We start from the raw sequence: 19,248 nt of genomic DNA, 5'->3' as shown, positions 1-19,248 counted from the left end.
ACTTCTTGCTATATTTATAAAAAAAATAGCTGCATGGCCCGAAGAAAACCTTTGAATAAAATAATTCCTAAAAGAAAGTCAAAGTTCCATAAAAAAAAAGGTAAAGCCCCTGGAACTATTACTTACATGGGGAAAAGGGAAGGAGGAGCGTCCGTTGTAAATATTTTAGAATATAACGAGAATAATTTCAGAGAACAGACACCAGGAAATATTGATGAGATAGCCGCTCACAAAGATCCTCCTGAAATATCGTGGGTTGATGTCATTGGTTTAAGTGATGAAACCTTTATAGACAAAGTTGGTAAACGATTTGGTCTTAACCCGCTGGTGCTTGAAGATGTTGTAGATACCAATCAACGTCCTAAAATAGATGAATATGAAGGCTATATATTCGGGGTTTTTAAGATGTTGTATATCAATGAAGAGCAACAAGTGGTATATGAGCATGTAGCCATGGTAATGATGGAAAATTGTGTTCTTGTTTTTCAAGAGTTAGAAGATGATGTGTTCAAGGGCGTACGAAATAGAATTACTTCAAAATCTGGCCGAATACGCACACGAGGAGCTGATTATTTATTCTTTGCCTTATTGGATGCTATTGTAGATAACTATTTTGAAGTCTTGGAACACTTGAACGAGAAGATAGAACGTCTTGAAGAAATTGTCTATGACCAGCCTACACCAGAGGTTGCCCAGCAAATTCAGGAAGTGAAAAAAGAAGTGCTAAAAATTAGGAGGTGGATTTTCCCTGTAAAAGAATTGATCAGTAGATTAATAGATTCTGAAAACGAATTGATTACCAAAGATACCAAGGTGTTTTTACGCGATGCCCTAGATCATTCTATGGAAATCAATGAAAGTATACAGATTTACAGAGAAATGTCCATGAGCCTTATGGAGATGTACATGAGCAATATGAGTAATAAAATGAACGAAGTCATGAAAGTACTAACGATTATGGCTTCCATATTCATTCCTCTTTCATTTGTTGCCGGTGTCTATGGAATGAATTTTGAGCACATACCGGAGTTGCACTGGGAGTATGGTTACTATTATTTTTGGGGACTTATGATTACACTTTTTATAGGTATGATGATTTATTTTAAGAGAAAACATTGGCTTTGATAGCATCCATTTACATGTATAAGTTGCCCGTTATTTGTAAAACCAATTTCAAAATTTAAGTACGGTTATGCGCAGATTGAAGAAGTGGGGATTGATACTTTTTGTTTTATATGTATTGATTGCCGTTCTAGCTTACACTTACCAAGAACGTTTGGTGTTTTTCCCGTCAACCATGCCCCAAAATCACACCTACGATTTTTGTCAGGATTTTGAGGAGCTTAACTTTACTACAAGTGATGGTGCTCGTTTAAACGCAGTCCATATCAAACAAGACAGTGCCAAGGGGGTTATTTTATATTTTCATGGCAACTCCGGAAACATTTCACATTTAATACATGTAGCGAATCTTTTCTCGGCAAAGGGTTATGAATCTATTCTTGTGGATTATAGGTCTTACGGAAAAAGTACGGGCAAGCTAAGTGAACAGGCATTGTATGATGATGCGCAACTTTTTTACAACTATGCTAATAAACTGTATAATGAAGATGAAATCTTGCTCTACGGACGGTCTTTTGGTACGGGAATAGCTACTTGGTTGGCTTCGGAGAACCACCCGGAAAAATTGATTTTAGAATCTCCCTTTTATAGTGCGGTAGCATTGGGCAAGCATCGGTTCCCATTTTTGCCAATTGACTGGCTGTCTAATTTCAGATTTCCATCCAACGAGTATATAAAGGAAGTGGAATGCCCTATTTTCATTTTCCATGGAAAAGAAGACGTGGTCATACCATATGAATCCGCAGAAAAACTCTACGCGGCCATTCCCGGTAGCAATAAAAAACTCTTCACCATCAAAGAAGGCGGGCATAACTATCTTCAAGACTTTAAGGTCTTTAAAGAAGGGATGAGCAAAGCCTTAGACTAAATCAATCGCTTTAATCGAATAAATCAGAAGACAAATATCGGTCTCCTCTGTCGCAAATGATGGAAACTATAGTTCCACTTTCTAGTGTATCTGCTAGTCGTAAAGCTGCTGCTGCTGCGCCGCCGCTACTCATTCCCGAAAATATACCTTCTTCTTTGGCAAGCCTTTTAGCCATTGCTTTGGCTTCGTCTTGACTTACCTCTATAGTATGGTCTACTTTTTTAGGATTAAAAATCTTGGGAAGATATTCTTTTGGCCATTTTCGAATTCCTGCAATACTGGAATCATCGGTAGGTTGCACCCCAACAATTTGAATGGCTTCATTTTTTTCTTTCAAATAAGTTGAAGTACCCATTATCGTTCCCGTTGTACCCATAGCAGAAACAAAATGCGTGATTTTTTCATCGGTATCTCTCCAGATTTCCGGCCCTGTAGATTGGTAATGCGCTTTCCAGTTATCGTCATTAGAAAACTGGTTCATCATTACATATCCTTCATTCTTTACTTTAGCTTCGGCATAATCCCTAGCACCTTCAATCCCCACATCAGAAGGGGTAAGGGTAACCTTTGCGCCATACGCACGCATGGTTTGTACACGTTCAATGGTACTTTTTTCTGGCATTACTAATTCTATATCCAGACCAAAAATACCAGCGATCATAGCTAATGCAATACCAGTATTTCCACTGGTGGCTTCAATGAGTTTAGAATTCTTGTCAAAATCCCCTCTATCAAGACCGTTCTTGATCATATTGTAGGCAGCACGATCTTTTACGCTTCCGCCGGGATTATGCCCTTCCATTTTAAAAAAGAGCTTTACATTAGGGTTTTTGTTCAATACTTTCGATTCTACCAAAGGAGTATTACCGATTAGGTCCAAAATACTATGAGACATGGGGAAGTGTTTTTATTTTAATTTCAGGTGTGTGAAAAACTGTTGAATTTGGGGGCACAGATGCTGTTAGCCAAGCATTACCCCCAATAATGGAGTTTTCTCCAATTACTGTTTCTCCTCCCAGTATTGTAGCGTTTGCGTAAATAGTTACGTTATTTTCAATAGTAGGGTGCCGTTTGGTACTCTGCAAATGTTTGGCCACATAAAGTCCTCCCAAAGTAACCCCTTGGTATATTTTTACATGGTCTTTGATAATGGCAGTCTCACCAATAACAACCCCTGTTCCGTGATCGATATGAAATGAATTTCCAATGTCAGCTCCGGGGTTTATATCCACACCGGTTTGCCTATGCGCATATTCCGTCATTAATCTAGGAACTAGAGGAAAACCTTCTGAATAAAGCTCATGTGCCAAACGGTAAATGGCAATGGCATAAAATCCAGGATAGGCCATATATACTTCTTCTACGGACAATGATGCTGGATCACAGTTTACCGTAGCTTCTGCATCCAAGTTTAGACGTTGCAATATGTTGGGGAGTTTTTCTACGTAATTTTCCCAAACCTTTTTACACGGCTTATTAGTATCCCAACACGCTAGATCAACTACATCATCAAAAAGCTGTTCTAGTTTGTCTAAATTCTTCTCTACAGGCGTATCAATGTCAAAAAGTGTATAAAAAAGTAAATTGGTAAACTCTTCAACTTTTTCTTTAAGCTTGTATCTTAAGTTAGGCTGTTTTTTGTGCCTGTTAATTTTGTCTATGATTGAAGTATGGTCCATATGCTATTGCTGAAAGGGCTAAATTACTCATAAATCTAAAAGCCGATTTCGTAAAAAGGTTAACTTTATCTAAAATAACAACATTTAGGTCGTATGTTAGATCCCATAATTACGAAAGAAACACTCAATTTTTTAATTCAGCTTAAAAAGAATAACAATAGAGAATGGTTTACGGAAAATAAAACGGAGTTTAAACGTCATGAACAGCACGTTAAAGCTTTTTTTGAAGATGTTGCAACCAAACTTGGTACTCATGATGAAATTGAAAAAACTAAGATGTTCCGGATTTATAGGGATGTTCGGTTTTCCAAGGATAAAACTCCTTACAAAGCACATCTAGCAGGTTCTTTTTCTCGTGCAGGTGCCCAAAGGCGTGGCGGTTACTATATACATATAAAGCCGGGAGAATCGTTCTTAGCAACAGGTTTTTGGAATCCGAGCAAAGAGGATTTGCTCCGGATTCGGAAAGAATTGGAACAAGATGCTTCAGAAATGCGGGAAATTATCTCGCAAGAGCATTTTAAGGAAGCTTGGGGTGATTTACAGGGCGATGAACTGAAAACCGCACCCAAAGGTTTTGATAAAGCTCATAAGGATATTGACTTAATTAAAAAAAAGCAATTCATTTTTACCCGAAAGTTTACCGATAATCAAGTATTATCTCCAAACTTCGTTAGCGAAATTAATGACACGTTTGCAGCCATCAGACCTTTTTTTGATTATATGAGTGATGTGCTAACGACAAATTTAAACGGAGAATCGCTTTTAGAGTAATACAGGTTCTTCAAAAAGCTGGACTTGGTCCTTTAAGCGGTCTATAACCATGTTCATCATGCGCTTGTTCAGTGCAGAAGAGTTTTTAATGTAGATTTCGTATTCTTCTACGGTAAAATGGCCAATTACAATACCTTTTAGGGAATTACGGAACTTAATGTCCTTTTGTATGGCATTCTCTATAAACTCAAAACGTTTTTCAAGCGAAAGCTCATAAAAACTGTTTTTATGTTTAACTATATAATTCTTAAAAACGGCAATGAACATGAAATTCTGAAGCTTTAGAATAGGGCGAAAGGTTAGGTTTTGAAACCTTTCATTTTCGCTCATATTATCAGTAATTTTTGCAGAAGGAATTTCAGGACGAATACTTAAGAGATTGTGAGATCGATCGCTCATGATATAGGTTTTTATAAAGATAGGGATTAAGCCGCCCAGCCCCTTTTGTGCTAAAATTAGTTTTTAACGAGGTTATGAACATTCTTACAAAACGGTTACTTTGTAGCTACTAATAAATGTATGCCTAGTGTTTGTATGTACCACAAAAATAATGAAATGAAGGAATCTATTAACCCATATAGCGGAGAAAAATTATTCAAGTTTAACGAATTGAACAGTAGTGAATTAGAAAGAAAGGTTAAAGTGGCGAATGAATGCTATCTTAATTGGAAAGAGACTACATATTCAGAACGGGCAATACTCATGGGTAACGCTGCCATGGAGCTCAGAAATAACAAAAGAAAATACGGAGAAATTATAACCAAAGAAATGGGTAAACCTATTACCCAAGCTATGGCCGAAATTGAAAAATGCGCTTGGGCCTGTGAGTACTACGCAGAAAATGCAGAAGAGCAGTTACAGGACGAAATTATAGAAACGGATGCCGAGACCAGTTATGTACACTATCAGCCCTTGGGTGTGGTTTTGGCGGTTATGCCTTGGAATTATCCGTTTTGGCAAGTTTTTCGTTTTGCGGCCCCTAATTTAATGGCAGGTAACGTGGGAATTTTAAAACATGCCTCAAACGTTATGAAATCCGCAGAAATGATTCAAGAGGTTTTTGAGAATGCGGGCTTCCCTGAAGGCTGTTTTCAAAATTTAATATTGAGTAGCGATAAAATAAAATCTGTAATAGAGAACCATTTGGTAAAAGCCGTAACCTTAACAGGAAGTAAGCCTGCGGGGTCTTCAGTTGCATCCATAGCCGGTGAACAAATTAAGAAAACAGTTCTGGAACTAGGGGGCAGTAATGCGTTGGTGGTATTTGATGACGCCAATTTGGATGAAACCATAGAGACCTGTGCTACAGCACGTTTTCAGAATGTTGGTCAAAGCTGTATAGCAGGTAAGCGCCTTTTGGTTCATAAAAGTATTGCAGAGCAGTTTACAAAGCTATTTATGGAAAGGGTGAAACGTTTTAAAGTCGGAGACCCTATGGAAGAAGACACCTATATTGGGGTAATGGCCAGAGAAGATTTAGCAAAAGACCTAGAAAAACAGGTGTCCGATTCCGTTGAAATGGGAGCGAAGGTCGTTTTGGGCGGGAATAGAAAGGGTACGTATTTTGAACCGACCATACTCTCCGGAGTTACTGCGGATATGCCTATTTTTAATGAAGAAACGTTTGGCCCAGCTATTGGAATTACTGTTTTTGACAGTGATGATGAGGCCGTTGAACTTTCTAACAATTCAGTTTTTGGTTTAGGTGTCAGTATATTTACTTCTGATAGATGTCGTGCTAAAAACCTTATTCCCAAGTTTAACGAAGGGGCTGTATTTGTTAATGAATTGGTGAAAAGTGACCCTAGATTGCCTTTTGGAGGGATTGGTATATCGGGATATGGGAGAGAACTGTCGTCACATGGAATTAAGGAGTTTGTGAACAAGAAAACGGTATACATAAAGTAGTTATTCTTTACTTTACATTTTGTTTGTAACTATCTTTTTGTGATTTAGTTATGAGTTGTTTTTTGCTGCTATGGGATAGGTCAGGAGAGCAGTTGCAATTAACGATTAATATTAAACAATTAAACTTGTTCATTTTTGAAACGTTTGTATCTTGTAAGAAATATTAACCGCTATAAACAACTAAATTCAGATGAGTAAATTTTTAGTAATGGCATTATTGGTCGTATCCGCTACTACCTATGCCCAGAAAATGAAAGTAAAAGAAGGGGATATAAAAAACCTCAAGGATATTTCTGCCTATACCTTGGAATTTGACTACAGCAATCTGGAAATTCCAAAGTTCGATTCGGAAGAGGATTTTTTAGCTGATAAAATGGCTAAACGAGAGGAAAAAGAAGCTGGTACGGGTGAAAAATTTAAAGAATCTTGGTTTGCGGATCGCGAGGAGCGTTACGAGCCTAAGTTTATTGAATCTTTCAATAAGCGTTTTGATGATGGTGAAGTAAGTGTTTCTATGGATGCTGCTGATTATACCATGAAAATACATACCACTAAAATCTATGCCGGCTATAATGTGGGAATAGTTAGAAAAAATGCCGAAATATCTGCTGTTATTACGGTGTATGAAACAGCAAATCCAACTAATGTGTTATTAGAAGGTACGTATGAAGATGTTCAGGGCTATGGCGCAATGGGCAATGATTACAATAGTGGCTACCGTATTTCGGAATGTTACGCTAAACTTGCTAAAAATATTGCAGGGTATATTATTAAGAAGGCATTGAAGTAATTTCAGTAAATATATTATTTTAAGAGCGGCTATTTCAATAGCCGCTTTTTTCTTTAGGTAAAGTGCCACATTGCCATTCAGTACGAATAAATTTAGAATTGAAAATTGATTTAAGATGAAATTTGGAAAAGTAGACCATCCAGAAAATATTGATTTTACACTACCTGAGGACCATGTAGCTACTGCTGGAGTACTATCTAAGGTTGATATAAATCAACCTTTGCAAATTTCCGTAGGGTGTGCCAAATGGAACCGTCAAGATTTGAAGAATTTTTATCCGCGAGGAACAAAAGACGAGCTGGAATACTATAGCTCACAATTTAATTGCATAGAATTGAATGCAAGTTTCTATCGCATATTTCCTGCCGAACAGTACACCAAATGGTATGATAAAACCCCGGAGGGGTTCACATTTTTTCCAAAAATCTCTAGAGATATCAGCCACCTTAGACGTTTGAACGAAGCCTCTCTGCCCATTGTAGATAGGTATTTGGAAAACACCTCAAACCTAAAAGAGAAATTAGGGACTATCTTTTTACAAATGCACGATAATTTTGGGCCAAAGAACTGGGATAGGGTGGTGCGCTTTGTAGAATATTGGCCCAAAGAGTTTCCTTTAGCTATGGAATTTAGACATACGGATTGGTTCAACGAAGAAAAAGTAAGTCAAGAACTGTATCACCTTTTAGAAGAAAACAACATAGCCAATATAATTGTGGATACGGCAGGGCGCAGGGATGTGTTACATATGCGCCTTACCAACAACGAAGCTTTTATTCGTTATGTGGGCGCCAATCATAGTAGTGATTACAACCGGTTGGAAGATTGGATTGAAAAACTGGATAGTTGGAAAAAGCAGGGGTTAAGAAACATTCATTTCTTCGTGCATCAAAATATGGAATTGGAGTCCCCTTTATTATCGGCACAATTTATTGACAAATTGAATAAAAAATGGGACACAGACCTTCAAATTCCGAAAATGCTTCAAGATTCTTCGGGTAAACTATTTTAGGGTTAGTTTGTTTCCTAATTTCGCATAAAAATTCAACACTCTTAAACCATTAGTAACATGAGATTTCATTCTAGGAAATGGGTTAAACCCGGAGATTTAAATGCTAACGAGACCTTATTTGGAGGTCGTGTATTGGCGTGGATAGATGAAGAAGCTGCGCTATACAGCATTATTCAATTAGAAAACAAAAAAGTTGTCACCAAGTACATGTCGGAAATCAATTTTATGAGTTCTGCTGTAAAAGGTGACATTGTAGAAATTGGTATTGAAGTTGTAAAATTTGGCAAATCTTCACTAACCTTAAACTGTGAAGTCAGAAATAAAATGACTCACGAAACCATTGTTACCGTAGATAACATTATTATGGTAAATCTAGATGATGATGGCAAACCTAAGCCTCACGGAAAAACTAAAATTGAATATGTGGTAGACCGTTTGGCTACAGAGGATTAAGGTTTTTGCATTTTTTTGGCTATAGCTTGGACTTCATCTAAGACTCTCAACAGATTTTCGCCCCATAATTGGGCAATTTCTTCTTCGGTGTAACCACGTTTTACAAGTTCAAGGGTAACATTAAAGGTTTCAGATGCATCTGACCATCCTTTGATGCCGCCACCTCCATCAAAATCAGAACTAATGCCTACATGGTCAATACCTATTAAATTGACCATGTAGTCTATATGATCTGCAAAATCCGAAACATCTACCATTTCTGGTGCATCAGCAGATTTATCTGCGATAGAAATCGCAATCTTTTTCACTTTTGGATAATTCTTCATAAAAACCTCCTTTTGGGAATCGGTTAACGAAGAAAACTGGTTTCTTGAATACCATTCTACGCCCATAGAATCGGCCACTTTTTCTAAAATGGTTTTAATATAGGCATTATAGGCCTTATCTTTTTCGGTATTGAGATACGAACTGAATGCTACAGTTTGGACAACACCACCATTCTCTTTCATTAGTTTTAATTGCTCATCATCAAGGTTTCTACTATGGTCACATAAGGCTCTGGCCGAAGAATGTGAAGCGATAATAGGTGCCTTGGAAAGTGCAATCATCTGTTTCATAGCTTCTTTTGATGGATGAGAGACATCTATCATAATACCTAATCTATTCATCTCTTTTACAGCGCTTTGTCCTAATTTACTTAAACCGTTATGGAGCCATACGCTATCTTTCTCGCCAGTATTGGAATCACTAAACTGACTGTGGCCATTATGCGATAATGAAATATAGCGTGCTCCCAAGTCATAGTACTTTTTAAAATTTGCCAGATCATTACCCATAGGATAGGCATTTTCAACACCGATCATGGCAACTTTTTTGCCAGATGCATGTATACGTTTTACATCTTCCGAACTTAGGGCAAGTTCGATTTCCTCTGGTGCAATTTCTTCACACAACCGATGTATGGATTCAAATTTGGACATGGCATTTTTTTCAGCTTTGGCGTAACCATCACTGGTTAGGGTGTCTTGACCGGTATACACTATAAGCCATGTAACATCCAATCCACCTTCATCCATTTTTGGCAAATTAATTTGTGTTTCTAAGCGCTGGGTATAGTTAAGGCTGTCCGTAAAATTATGGACATTGATGTCATTATGGGTATCTATTGTAATCACTTTTTCATGAATCCGTTTAGCCTTTTCCAGTTGGGATTCTTGTGTTTTTTCTTTTACGTTTTTGTTGGTTTCGCCGCAGGATAGAAAGGATAGGATACTTAAAAAAAAGATAAAATGCTTCATATTTATAGGGTTTTGACATCCAAATTATGTCTTTTTACAACATTTATGGGGCTTTAGAGAACATAAACTTGCCCACACCTTGTTAAAAAGTGAATTTTACTTTTAGAGCATGTTGTACTTATGAAATCTATAAATAACATTATGAAAAAATAGTAAAAAATCAGTCCCATTCTTATTAACCTAAACTACCTAAATTGAAAACGAAAAACCTACTTTTCCAATTAACGGATTTAGAGTCGCACCTAAATGATTTTTCAGCTGAAAAATTAACTACAGATGAGGCTTTTCACCTTAAAATTTCTTTCCAGCATTTTAAAAAGAACCTTTTAGAATTGGTCTTCCTGTCCAAGGAAAATACTAATACGGATAAGCAAGAGAAAGTATCAAAAGCCAAGACCGGTGAGTTTGAAAAGGTTTATCCTGAATTAGACTTAAAGACATACGAAGCCATAATAGCACATCACAACTCGTATGGAAATGTTCTAAAGGAACTCCAAATAGATAAAGCCATGGATAAAAAAGATATTATAATTCTGAACGGAAAAACCAACACACCTAAGAATACAGATGTTGAGATTGATCTCCAACTTATTTTAGATGAATGTATGGGAGAGGTTAGCCTTTTACGTGAGTTAATAACTTTATTTATTGGTAATGCACTAGAATTTATGGGTGCAGCTAAGATTCATCTTCAGACCCAAGATTTTGACCAGTTAGATTTAGCCGCCCATAAAATAAAGGCTGGTCTGGCTATGATGCGTACAGATGGACTTCTTGATATTGTAACACAGATTCAAAAGGGGTGCAAAATAGACAAGGACGCAAAACACCTAGAGTTTCTTTGTCAGTGTTTTAATGAAGAATTCCCTAAAGTGAAAACAGCATTAGATCAGGCTTATGTAGAGCTCACGAATAACTAAACTCCTTGCAATGACCAAAAAGAGATTGTTGTTAGCCGAGGACGATGAACTATTGGCGGCCCTGTTGAACTTTAGATTAAAGAAAGGCGGGTACGATGTTAATCATAGAACCAACGGTAAAGAGGTAAAGGAGTATCTATCTGACAATATGCCCGATATTATTGTAAGCGATATTATGATGCCCTATTTCTCCGGTATGGAGCTTATTGCTTATGTACGTAAAGAACTGAATTCACAAGTACCTATTATCATTATATCATCTGCGGGTAACGAGGAGAATGTCTTAAATGCGTTTGAACTGGGCGCAAACGACTTTATATCAAAACCGGTGAGTCCTTCGGAACTTTTGGTGCGCGTTGCGCGAGAATTGAATAAAACTTAATTTGGTAAAAACCTTTGACACATATAGGGGCATGGCATTTATTACGCCACCAAAAGTAAACACGGACATTCTGTGGGGGCTATCTATTGTGTTCGTTGTTCTAGCTGTGGTGTATTTCATTTCGGTTTTCTTTTTTAGAAATAAAATATCTGCAACAGCGGCACGTACCAAGAAAAGAAAGAAGGAACTCTCACCCATGATCAGTGAGTTTCTATTTTATGAAGAAGATGCGGATAAAGGAGAAAAATCCAACTATATCTCTTTAAAGATTGAAATAAGGGAGCTACTAAAGGATCATTTCAATAGAAAAGTTCTAGTAGAAGTGCTTTTAGACCTTAGAAAGGACGTTTCGGGAGATACCCAAATTCGTCTTTTTAAGCTGTATCAAGATTTGGGACTTCAAAAAGATGCATTTAAAAAATTGAAAAGCTGGCGTTGGGAAGTGATCTCCAAAGGAATTTTGGAACTTACCCAAATGCAGGTGGTAACGGCCTATGGTTTTATAACTAAGTTCATTAACCACAAAACAGCAACCATCAGAAAGCAGGCAGAAATTGCTACAGTTACCCTAAAACCAGAAGGGATTAACTATTTTCTTGACACTACACGCTATAAAATATCTGAATGGCAACAGTTAAAATTGCTGGATGTACTCAGGAACCAGGAGAATTATGAACCACCAAGGTTTAGAATGTGGTTAACGTCCAAGAACAAACATGTTGTTTTGTTCGCTCTTAGGCTCATTAAATATTACAATCAGAATGATGCCAATTCTTCGCTTATAGAACTGGTGAAACACAAGAATTACCAAATAAGGGAAGAGGCAATTGGCTGCATTAAAGAGTTTTATGTTGTTGAGGCGATACCAACCCTTAAAGCTATTTTCAAAAAATGTAATACGGATGGAAAGATTGCGGTATTAGGAGCTATTTCCGAGTTAGGAAGTGTTGATGATATTGATTTCTTAAAAAATGTGGCAAAAAAAGAAAATAACTTTTCCGTCTCTAGTAAGGCTTTAGCGGCAATTAATACCATTTCTCCAGAGACCGTTATGCCATCTGAGGGGTTGGAAAAGCCCAAAGCCTATATAGCAGAAACAGAGGAAAGTGATGCTTTAGAACATATTGATGCAGAAAATCCATTGTCCGTTATTCCCGAGGATGAGATAGTGATACTCCCCGTTGCCGAAAAGAATCAAGAGGAAGAGAGAGGTCAAGAAGAGTTACCTGAAGTAGATACTGTAATTACGGATAGTACAATTGATCAAACAGCGATAGATTCCATTGAAATTTGTCCCCCAGATACAAAGGAGGATTCTGAGGTTCATGAAGTTAGTTTTAAGGAGCTTATGGTGCCTGAGGAAAAGTACAGACCAAATAAGAATGAAGACCCAATAGAGTTTGTTCAAATAACTGAGATATTAGTGGTAGACCCAGTTATTGTGACTGGTTTTTTATCAAAAACAGAAAACATACAAATTGAAAATTTTTCAGACCCTTCATTACAACTAGACTTTTTACCTGTTGTAATTGACAATCCAGTATACCCTAACCAACCAACTATAAAATACCGACCCATGGCCGATTCAGAAAACAACAATCTTGATGTTAGATGTATTGAAGTTGAATATGAAGAAGTGGCTTCAGATACTCAACCGGAAGGCTTACCGAAGCAATCTATTTTTGATATTGCTAAAATTGATTTCCTCCCAATAGTAATTGATGACCAAGAATTAAAGTTTGATGAAGTTGATACTAAAAAAGACGTAAATAGTAAAGATACCTCAGCGGACAAAGATTATGAAGAGTTACAAGAACTAATAGATGAAGTTAACGAGCTCAATTTCTTGCCTATTGTAATGGATAGTGAAGTAGTGGAAGAACAAGATTTATCAGAAGTAAGCTTAGAAGGAGGGATGTCTGAAAGCGCAAATAGCCTAGATGGTTTTACTCTATCGGATTTTGAAATCGATTTTGAAAATGCTGAAGAAGTATTGCCTTTACAAAATGAGGAAATGTGTGGAGAAACCGTCAATTCTGATTTCCCTGAACCAGAGGTAAACGAAGCAGAGGATGTTATGACTTGGTTAATGGGAGAGAATGAACTCAGGGATATTGAATTGGAATATGAAGTGGTTTCGTCCAAAGAATTATCCAACCCACTTTTAGATTTAATTCCTGAGCCTATCTACTACAACGAGCATGAAGCGTATATGATGGGGCTTTTAGATGATTTGGAAGAAATGGGTGATCATCGTGAAATTCCTTTGTTGCAGGAGCTTTTAGCAGAAGAAACCGAAAGTTTTGTAAAAGATCGTATCAATAGTCTTATTGAGCAATTTTCATATTTGGAAACTACTCTTAAAAAAGTTATAGGTAAACCACAGCAACAAGCAGATGAAGAATTGCCTGTATTTAGTGTGTTTGCTGATTTGTTCAAAAATATAGATACGGAGTCCAAGTTGATTCTTTTAAATGAAGTTGTTTCGGTAGGTGATGAAAAAGAAATCGATTTTTTAGATGGCCTGTTAGAAGACCCAAATCCTAAAATCAGAAAAAAGGCGCAAGAAGCATTAAAGTTGCTGGTTGAAAAAGTATCCAGAAAAACCGAGTTTGAAAAAGACCTGCTGCCCAGACCTCTAGAGGCACTTCCTATTGACTTATCCATTTTAGAACCATTTACAGTGTCTACATCCAAAAAGGCAACATACGTTCCTAAAAAGCATGGGAACAAGTATGATCGTGAAGAAGTGGTTGATTTTGATTTTGAACTGGACGATACTCAAGTTCTTGATAAAAAGTATGACCAAAAAACACTGAATATTGATGTAAAAGCTATTGATGTATCTCCTAACGAGGGCTCTTTTCTGAATACGATCATAGATTTTCCAAGAAAATTTATTGGTAAATTAAATGGATAGTACCTTTTTTAATATCCTTTTAGATTACATAAACATCGTTTTTTTGATGTTTACGGTTATTCTATTCACTTTGTTTACCATTATGGGGTATCTGTCTACCCGTAATTCTATACATTACCGAAAGAAAAATAGTTTTGGTAGCCTTTCAAAAGTAATGGCTTCACCTTTATCTCCCAGTATTACCATTATAGCACCCGCTTACAATGAGGGTTTGACCATTGTAGAGAACATTCGCTCACTCATGTCACTCCGTTACGTAAATTATGAAGTAATGGTGGTTAACGACGGTAGTAAGGATGATACGCTTCAAAAGATGATAGATGCGTATGATCTGGTTAAAATTGAACAACAGATAGACCCTAATTGGAAAAACAAACCTATTCGTGGTATTTACAAATCTCCCCATAGGGCATTTTCCAAGCTCACGGTCATAGATAAAGAAAATGGAGGAAAATCCGATGCCTTAAATACAGGAATGGCACTATCTACAAACCGTTATGTGGGGTGTATAGATGTTGATTGCCTTCTCTTGCCAGATGCATTGTTGCATGTTGTAAAATCATTTTACCAACGTTCCGAAAAGCGGGTAATAGCGGTAGGCGGAGTGATTCGTGTAGCTAACTCCTGCGTGATAGAAGGGGGACAATTAGAAGAAATTCGTTTACCTAAAAACTGGTTGGCAAGGTTTCAACTTTTAGAATATACCCGATCTTTTATTTTAGGAAGAATGGCCTGGGGAAGTATAGACAGCCTTTTGATTATTTCGGGAGCTTTTGGTTTTTTTGATCGGGAAATTGCATTGGCCGTTGGTGGGTATGATACAGGCACCGTAGGCGAGGACATGGAAATTGTCTTTAAGATGAGAAGGTATATGCATGACCGTAAAGAACCATATACCATTGAATACATTCCTGATCCACTGTGTTGGACGGAAGTTCCCGAGGATTTAAAAATTCTGGTGAACCAAAGAGATAGATGGGCTAGGGGCAACCTGGAAACTTTGTTCAAGCACAAGGACATGTTCTTTAATTCCAAGTATGGACGTCTGGGCTTATTAAGTTATCCTTATTGGTTTTTTTACGAATGGTTGGCTCCGTTATTGGAGTTTTTCGGCTTCTTTACCATTATTCTTTTTACATATTTGGGAATTTTAAATTGGGACTTTTTTATTGCCATTACCGCAATGGTGTATTTATTCTCCATCATGTTTTCGTTTTATGCCATTCTATGGGATGTATATAGTTACAATGAGTACAAAAAAACAAAGGACATTTTAACGCTTATGCTTTGCGCTATTATAGAGCCCATATTTTTTCACCCTATCGTAGTATGGTCTGCGGTAAGGGGAAATTATAAGAAATTATTTAAAATAAAATCGGGTTGGGGATCTCAGGTAAGAAAAGGCTTTGCTAAAGCCACATAATTTAATAGATGAATACAAGTACAATAGATAGGTACTCTTTAAAGCACTACACGAGATTGATGATATCTTTCTTTGGTAGTCTTTTGGTGCTTACTATATACCAATACACCACCTTGTATTTTAAAGGCGTTGTAGATATTATTTTTGGAACCAGCTTCTTTATTGCCGTAGTCCACCAAATAGGGTTTACCTCTTTGATAGGGGTGATTTTAGCGTTTCCCTTCAATTTTTGGGAAAACCTGAGACCACGTTATGGCTTCAACTTGGTGTTTGTGTTGCTTCTGATCCTATTGATTGTTGAGGCTATGCTTATTAGTTATTTCTGTACGGCTTTGGTGCCTTTAGGTTCGGATTTATTGGGCTACAGTTTTAATGATATTAAAATGACAATTGCCAATTCTGGCGGTATCTCCTGGGTGTTGCCTATGGGGTTTGTGATTATTGTGGCTATGTTCTTTGGGTTTTATAAAGTTTCCTCAAAACATTACCATCACATTAGTAGAATGTACCCGTTTACCATCATCTTGTTTAGCATGTTCATTGCCACGCTTTTTATTGAGGGAAAACCCATTAATCACAATAAAACGCAATACTTGGCAATAAACCTTTATGATACCTCTACGGAGGATACTTCGTATGATTCAGATGTTGAGTTTCCTTTAATTAAAACACAACCTATTCAGAATGTTTTAGGGGAATATTTTGAACTAAAAGACCAGAAACCCAATATCGTATTTATAATGGTGGAAGGCCTTGGGAGAGATTTTGTTGGAGAAGGAGCGGAGTATGGTGGTTTTACCCCTTTTTTAGATTCGCTTACGACTAAATCATTGTATTGGGAAAACTGTTTAAGTAATACCGGGCGTACTTTTGGTGTGCTTCCATCTTTGTTAGGATCATTGCCTTTTGGTAAAAGTGGATTTATGGAGTTGGAAAAATATCCTAACAAACTCACTTTGTTCAGTATTTTAAAGAATAACGGTTATCACACCTCTTTTTATCAAGGTACCAATAGCTCTTTTGATAATGTAGATCGATTTCTAACTAGTGAAAATGTAGATTTTGTTTTGGATAAATCGGGCTTTGGTAACAAATACCAGATGCAGGCCGAAGATGCTGCAGGGGCTTCGTGGGGCTATCCGGACAAGGAACTTTTTAAAAAGAGCATGAATTTGCCTCGTACAGCAGAACAGCCACGTATGGAGGTTTATATGACCATAAGCACGCATGAACCGTTTATTCCGCCTAAACAGGATTATTATGAGGCTGAGGTAGCCAAATTAGTGTCCACGGGGGATTATAATGGAAAGGTGGAGAAGGTTATTGAGAAAAATGATAATGTGTTTGCTACGTTGTTATATACTGATGATGCCTTAAAATATGCACTTGAAGAATACCGAAAACAGCCCAACTATGACAACACCATATTTATCATCACCGGAGACCACAGGTTGATTCCCATACCACAGCGTAATAACCTTAGCCGTTTTCATGTGCCGCTTATTATGTATAGTCCGCTTTTAAAGAAAACTAAAAAAATGAGTGCGGTCAATTCTCATTTTGATGTTACGCCAACTTTATTGGCACTCATGGAAGCTAAGTATGAGTTGAAAATGCCTAAAAAAGTAGCTTGGATGGGCAGTTCGTTGGATATGTCCGAAGATTTTCGCTCTGTCAAGAACATTCCGCTAATGCGCAATAAAAATGAGCTAAAAGAATTTGTGGACGCAGAGAAACTTTATTCTGATGGATCTATTTACTCTTTGGACGAGAATATGGATTTAGGATCCTCTTTTAGCAGCTCCAATAGTGAGAAAAAGTTGCAAGCTTTTAAATCTATGAATGCTTACGTGACAAATAATGACAAAATAATTCCGGATAGTTTGGCCATATTTTCGGTGAAAAAAGAAAAATTCACAGACTCGGAAATTGTATGGATAAACAGTGTTTACAACGGTCAGAATTTTGATAAGGTTTATATGATCGCACGGGAACTGGCCTTTGAGCGCGAATATGAAAAATCACTTTTACTTAGTCGTTATATTCTTTCGGAAGCTCCAAGTCATATAGATACCAAGGTTTTAATGGGTAGAGTCAATGTGTGGATGGGCAACTATGATGAGTCCATTAAAATATTAAAGGCGTGCATTAAAATGAATCCTAATTATATAGATTCATATTCCGCTTTATTTGATGTTTATTTTTGGTCGGAACGTTCTAAAGAAGGCTTGGAGTTAGTAAAGTTGGTTCAGGAGAATAGTTCAAGTGCCCATGAAATTAAGGACAAAATAGATAGGGCCAAGAGGCAGGCACAAAAGAAGAGAATTGCTGCATCCATAGAAAAAATTAGAAATTCCAATACGGAGACCGCCATAAATACGTTTGAAATAGAATGAGTAGCCAAACTACATATCTATTTCTGTTATGCATTTTCCTAAGCCTATGGGCTAGAGGTCAGGATGTTGTTCTTAACGATGTTAGTTTTGATGAAGCTCGTGACTTAGCTTATGAAGGTGATTATAGGTCTGCAAATGCGATGTTGGCCCAATTGGTGAAACCGGACTCCAAAGATACTGGTGCACGTGCTTTGTTGGCCAGTACGTATAGTTGGAACGGAGAATATGATAAGGCTAGAGATGAATTTAATACTATAATATCTTCAGAAAGGAACGATAGAAAAGTATGGATAGCCGCTATAAAAAATGAACTTTATGCTAGAAATAATGCTACAGCAATGGGCTTGGCAAATAAGGCTTTAGTGTATCTTAAAAGTGATGTTGAGGTAGAAAGACTTAAAAGTATTGCCGAAGAGGATTTTAAAAACAATGAATATTCAGAGATTGGTTGGTTCAATAGTAATGACTCGGTGGTTCCAAAAGAACAAGTTGAAGTTGCCGTTGCTAAAGAGAAAAAACCGGAAGCTATTGATACTCTGGCGGCGAAAACTCCGGTTGCAGAAGACGTTTTTAAAAATAGGGTAGCAGTAAGGAACTCCGCGACTATATATGATACCAGGTATGACCCAATGTTTTATTCCAGTATTTCATATAATAGACAGACCTTGGCAGGAACTCTTATTCCTAGAATAAATTATAGTAATCGTTTACAGACGAATGGGGTGCAGTATGATCTGGATTTTTATCCAAAATTCTCAAAACGGTTTTACGCTTATCTAAACTATGGTTTCTCAAACGCTTCAATTTACCCTAAACACAAGTTTGGTGGAGATTTGTATGCCAACCTTCCAGGTGCTATTGAATTCTCTGCAGGGGGTAGATATATCAGTTATGATAACACCAATGTATCCGTCATTACAAACTCGTTAGGGCATTATAGGGGGAACTATTATTTTTCTCTTCGTTCGTATATTACGCCAATGCCGGATAACCTTACCCGTTTTTCAGGTAACTTGTTGGTTCGTAAATATTTAAAAGATGCCGAGAATTATCTTGGATTAAATGTAGGCATGGGGTATTCGCCAGAATTGAGACAATTGACTTCGGGCGATGAGCTTTTGGCGGAAACTCTTTTATACGTAGAATCACAACGTTTAAGTCTGGAGTATCAATTTACAGGTAAGAACAATCCAAATATTTATAGAGCTAACGTGGGTGCTACCAGACAGGAATTGGCATTTGCTTCAGGTACTTTCTTTTACGGAGTTTCAGCAGGAATCACTTATGAGGTAAAATTCTAATA

General features: G+C 37.2%; 17 protein-coding genes. 13 read left to right on the top strand and 4 right to left on the bottom strand.

Going from position 1 to position 19,248, the window contains the following annotated elements:
* Positions 1-33: 33 nt before the first annotated feature.
* Both corA and P0077_RS19380 read left to right on the top strand, forming a co-directional pair.
* Complete coding sequence (gene corA / locus P0077_RS19385) at positions 34-1,125, top strand: magnesium/cobalt transporter CorA (RefSeq protein WP_276166846.1); 1,092 nt, start codon at positions 34-36, stop codon at positions 1,123-1,125.
* Between the two features lie 67 nt (positions 1,126-1,192).
* Positions 1,193-1,990, top strand: coding sequence for an alpha/beta hydrolase (locus P0077_RS19380; protein WP_276166845.1), 798 nt, complete (start codon positions 1,193-1,195; stop codon positions 1,988-1,990).
* A 10-nt stretch (positions 1,991-2,000) separates the two neighbouring features.
* Here the strand turns inward: P0077_RS19380 and cysM are convergent, their stop codons facing one another.
* Positions 2,001-2,885, bottom strand: a complete 885-nt coding sequence (gene cysM, locus P0077_RS19375; protein WP_276166844.1) for a cysteine synthase CysM — start codon at positions 2,883-2,885, stop codon at positions 2,001-2,003.
* Complete coding sequence (epsC, locus tag P0077_RS19370) at positions 2,875-3,669, bottom strand: serine O-acetyltransferase EpsC (RefSeq protein ID WP_276166843.1); 795 nt, start codon at positions 3,667-3,669, stop codon at positions 2,875-2,877. The genes cysM and epsC overlap by 11 nt, the downstream gene beginning before the upstream one ends.
* A gap of 93 nt (positions 3,670-3,762) precedes the next feature.
* On the opposite strand from epsC, the gene P0077_RS19365 reads away from it, so the two are divergent.
* The gene (locus tag P0077_RS19365) at positions 3,763-4,443 is read left to right on the top strand and encodes a DUF2461 domain-containing protein (protein WP_276166842.1); all 681 of its coding nucleotides are present in this window, start codon (positions 3,763-3,765) and stop codon (positions 4,441-4,443) included.
* Here the strand turns inward: P0077_RS19365 and P0077_RS19360 are convergent.
* A complete protein-coding gene (locus tag P0077_RS19360; RefSeq protein WP_276166841.1) occupies positions 4,435-4,842 on the bottom strand; it encodes a glyoxalase in 408 nt (135 codons plus the stop codon). The genes P0077_RS19365 and P0077_RS19360 overlap by 9 nt on opposite strands.
* Before the next feature lie 156 nt (positions 4,843-4,998).
* On the opposite strand from P0077_RS19360, the gene P0077_RS19355 reads away from it, so the two are divergent.
* From P0077_RS19355 to P0077_RS19340, 4 genes are all read left to right on the top strand, one after another.
* Positions 4,999-6,351: an NAD-dependent succinate-semialdehyde dehydrogenase gene (locus P0077_RS19355; protein WP_276166840.1), complete on the top strand. Its 1,353-nt coding sequence runs from the start codon at positions 4,999-5,001 to the stop codon at positions 6,349-6,351.
* 190 nt (positions 6,352-6,541) lie between these two features.
* Entirely contained in the window at positions 6,542-7,141 is a 600-nt protein-coding gene (locus P0077_RS19350; protein WP_194527409.1) for a hypothetical protein, read from the top strand.
* A 115-nt stretch (positions 7,142-7,256) separates the two neighbouring features.
* Positions 7,257-8,153 (top strand): DUF72 domain-containing protein, encoded by an 897-nt coding sequence (locus tag P0077_RS19345; protein WP_276166839.1) that lies wholly within the window; start codon positions 7,257-7,259, stop codon positions 8,151-8,153.
* Between the two features lie 57 nt (positions 8,154-8,210).
* Positions 8,211-8,606 (top strand): acyl-CoA thioesterase, encoded by a 396-nt coding sequence (locus P0077_RS19340; protein WP_194527407.1) that lies wholly within the window; start codon positions 8,211-8,213, stop codon positions 8,604-8,606.
* On the opposite strand, the gene P0077_RS19335 is transcribed toward P0077_RS19340, so the two are convergent.
* Positions 8,603-9,904, bottom strand: a complete 1,302-nt coding sequence (locus P0077_RS19335; RefSeq protein WP_276166838.1) for a dipeptidase — start codon at positions 9,902-9,904, stop codon at positions 8,603-8,605. The genes P0077_RS19340 and P0077_RS19335 overlap by 4 nt on opposite strands.
* Before the next feature lie 194 nt (positions 9,905-10,098).
* On the opposite strand from P0077_RS19335, the gene P0077_RS19330 reads away from it, so the two are divergent.
* Genes P0077_RS19330 through P0077_RS19305 form a run of 6 tightly spaced genes read left to right on the top strand, consistent with a single transcriptional unit; the run spans position 10,099 to position 19,246 of the window.
* Complete coding sequence (locus P0077_RS19330; RefSeq protein ID WP_276166837.1) at positions 10,099-10,824, top strand: Hpt domain-containing protein; 726 nt, start codon at positions 10,099-10,101, stop codon at positions 10,822-10,824.
* A gap of 10 nt (positions 10,825-10,834) precedes the next feature.
* Complete coding sequence (locus P0077_RS19325) at positions 10,835-11,206, top strand: response regulator (RefSeq protein ID WP_276166836.1); 372 nt, start codon at positions 10,835-10,837, stop codon at positions 11,204-11,206.
* 31 nt (positions 11,207-11,237) lie between these two features.
* A complete protein-coding gene (locus P0077_RS19320) occupies positions 11,238-14,126 on the top strand; it encodes a HEAT repeat domain-containing protein (protein ID WP_276166835.1) in 2,889 nt (962 codons plus the stop codon).
* The gene (locus P0077_RS19315; RefSeq protein WP_276166834.1) at positions 14,119-15,549 is read left to right on the top strand and encodes a glycosyltransferase family 2 protein; all 1,431 of its coding nucleotides are present in this window, start codon (positions 14,119-14,121) and stop codon (positions 15,547-15,549) included. Before P0077_RS19320 ends, P0077_RS19315 begins: the two co-directional genes overlap by 8 nt.
* Positions 15,550-15,557: 8 nt before the next feature.
* Positions 15,558-17,945: a sulfatase-like hydrolase/transferase gene (locus P0077_RS19310; RefSeq protein WP_276166833.1), complete on the top strand. Its 2,388-nt coding sequence runs from the start codon at positions 15,558-15,560 to the stop codon at positions 17,943-17,945.
* Positions 17,942-19,246 carry a YaiO family outer membrane beta-barrel protein gene (locus P0077_RS19305; RefSeq protein WP_276166832.1) on the top strand — a complete coding sequence of 435 codons (1,305 nt, stop codon included), beginning with the start codon at positions 17,942-17,944 and terminating at the stop codon, positions 19,244-19,246. Before P0077_RS19310 ends, P0077_RS19305 begins: the two co-directional genes overlap by 4 nt.
* Positions 19,247-19,248: the final 2 nt, after the last annotated feature.

Source organism: Zobellia alginiliquefaciens (genome assembly GCF_029323795.1).
Lineage (GTDB): Bacteria > Bacteroidota > Bacteroidia > Flavobacteriales > Flavobacteriaceae > Zobellia > Zobellia alginiliquefaciens.
Note: the sequence above shows the minus strand (reverse complement) of the source record. Positions and strands in the feature narration are given on the sequence as shown.